Source organism: Alkalibacterium psychrotolerans, assembly GCF_054784355.1.
Map to the genome: position 1 here is coordinate 1 of NZ_BAAGPH010000091.1, position 2,421 is coordinate 2,421.

The 2,421-nt window shown below is 34.2% G+C and carries 3 protein-coding genes; all 3 read right to left on the bottom strand.

Features of this window, described 5'->3' with window-relative positions; all coding sequences use genetic code 11:
* Positions 1-122 precede the first annotated feature (122 nt).
* Genes ACYVLS_RS09050 through ACYVLS_RS09060 form a run of 3 tightly spaced genes read right to left on the bottom strand, consistent with a single transcriptional unit; the run spans position 123 to position 2,300 of the window.
* Complete coding sequence (locus tag ACYVLS_RS09050; protein WP_460323753.1) at positions 123-554, bottom strand: hypothetical protein; 432 nt, start codon at positions 552-554, stop codon at positions 123-125.
* 18 nt (positions 555-572) lie between these two features.
* Positions 573-1,511, bottom strand: a complete 939-nt coding sequence (locus tag ACYVLS_RS09055; RefSeq protein WP_460323755.1) for an ABC transporter ATP-binding protein — start codon at positions 1,509-1,511, stop codon at positions 573-575.
* Complete coding sequence (locus tag ACYVLS_RS09060) at positions 1,512-2,300, bottom strand: ABC transporter ATP-binding protein (protein WP_460323757.1); 789 nt, start codon at positions 2,298-2,300, stop codon at positions 1,512-1,514.
* Positions 2,301-2,421 lie beyond the last annotated feature (121 nt).

A 2,421-nucleotide genomic window follows, 5' to 3' on the forward strand; every position in this document is an offset into this window, starting at 1 on the left:
TCGACACCTTTACCATATCAGAACGGGGTTCTTTTTTCATCACTTAACAGGTGAAAAAGAAAAAGTAAATGAAGACTGCCGTTAGGCAGTTACAGACGGTTAAAAGCGAAAGTATGAATTATTCAGGTATGCATTGTTTCATTAAGTAAATTTGTGCGCTTATCTAGTAATTCAGGGTTAGTACAACGTTTGGCATAATTGGGACGAGTTTTCATAATATTTTGTAAAATGTTTTCTCGGAAATGAATTTCGCCATCCAAATATACCCAATCTAAGGCATCTTCATCGCGTAAACTTTCGAATTCTTCGGTTTTAAAATCGGCAATATTATCTTTAAATAATGATAATGCTGCCTCGTAGGTATGAGGATAAGAATCTCTAATAATAGGTAGTATTTCTTTTTCTTGTTCTAATCTCTTTCTTAAAGCAACCGGTAAATCTTTTTCCAAGCGTTTATCGATGATTCTTTCGACTCGGTCATACTCACCCACGGCTTTTAGTTTTGCTATATCCTCTGGTAGTTGTGTGTCTAAATATTTCAAATCTTTATTCATTTATCTGCTCCATTCCTACTATTTTTTATAACAATATACATAATGTCCAGGTTTTACTTCGTATAAAGCTTGATTGTCTTCAATTATTTTAGTAAATGAATATCCATCTGGTAAACTCGCTTCGTAATTAATCTGACTCCCACCTGCAATATACCCGTTTTCAACATTGGGAATTGCTTTGAGTAATGATTTTGTATAATCATGAATCGGATTGAAATATAATTCTTCACGATCTGCTAGTTCTACAATTTTTCCATGATACATTACCGCTATTCGGTCAGACATGTGGTAGACCACATTTAAGTTATGAGAAATAAAAACGTAAGTTAAATTTTCACGCCGTTGTAAGTAAAGTAATAAATTCATGATTTGAGATTGAATAGATACATCTAAAGCCGATACTGCTTCATCACAAACTATCATTTTTGGATTCAATGCTAAGGAGCGAGCAATACCAATACGCTGACGCTGTCCGCCTGAAAACTCATGTGGATAACGATTAATGAAACTTTCGTTTAAACCACACATTTCCATGAGTTTCTTTACGCGTTCAGTTCTTTTAGTAAGACTTAACTTTTTTTGAATAACTAAAGGTTCTTCAATAATCTCTCCGACTGTCATCCTTGGATCCAAGGATGAATAGGGGTCTTGAAAAATTATCTGCATATTTTTCCGATAAGGAGTCAACTCTTTTCTCGAAAAATTTGATATATCTTCCCCTTCATAAAGAATTTCACCCGCCGTTGGTTCATTTAAACGGATCATTGTACGTCCTAAGGTTGTTTTACCACTTCCAGATTCTCCAACAATTCCTAAAGTCTCTCCTTCATACACTGAAAAAGTGACGTCATCTACAGCTTTTATATATTCTTGCTCACCACTATCAAAAGAGCCACCTTTTAATGGAAAATACATCTTTAAATTATTTACTTCAAATATTTTTGATTCAGTTGCCATTTATATCACCCATTCAACTTTTCCTTGAGTTTGCTGGTCTGTCTTCCATTTTCGAATATAATGCCCCTCATTTAAAAGGACCATTTCACTGTCGTATATTTTTTCTTTTTCTTCATAATCGTTTCGATCAAATTCTACATTTCCTAAAGCTAAACTTAGGTCATTATTTTTAACAGCTTTTTCTATTGAACGAATGCGTTCTTCTCTATTATTAACATCGGGTATTGCAGCTAAGAGGGATTTTGTATAAGGATGTTGCGGATTATTGAAGATATCATCAACTTTTCCAAACTCTAAACTTTTCCCTCCGTACATGACTAAGACGTTGTCTGACACTTTTGATACCACACCTAAATCGTGTGTAATCATAATGACGGAGGTATTAAAATCTTCTTTTAATTTATTTATTAAATCTAAGATTTGAGCTTGGGTTGTTACATCTAATGCCGTTGTAGGCTCATCACAGATAAGTAGCTCAGGGTTACAACTCAACGCAATGGCAATCATGACTCGTTGTCGCATCCCCCCAGAGAGTTGATGAGGATAACTATCAATTCGTTCTTTTGCATTTGGAATTTCAACTTTTTCCAGCATTTCTAAAGCTTTTGCTCGTGACTCTTTTTTAGTGACTTTTTCATGTCGCTCAATAGTTTCCATAATCTGGTCCCCAATTTTCATCAAAGGATTTAAGGCGGTCATTGGTTCCTGAAAAATCATAGCAATTTCATTCCCACGAATATCCTGGATTTCTTTTTTAGATTTATTAAGTAAGTTCTCGCCTTTATAAATAACTCAAGTTTTGCAGTTGAATATCCAGGTTTAACCCTTGCGGTTATTGAAACTTCTTATAAATAATTATCAAAAAACACACAAAAAGACACCTCTCTTTGGTAAAATGTAGTCACCACAA

Bases quoted from the DNA above. Each gene is read 5' to 3' on its own strand.
- ACYVLS_RS09050 (WP_460323753.1), bottom strand. From the start codon at position 554: ATGAATAAAGATTTGAAATATTTAGACACACAACTACCAGAGGATATA.
- ACYVLS_RS09055 (WP_460323755.1), bottom strand. From the start codon at position 1,511: ATGGCAACTGAATCAAAAATATTTGAAGTAAATAATTTAAAGATGTAT.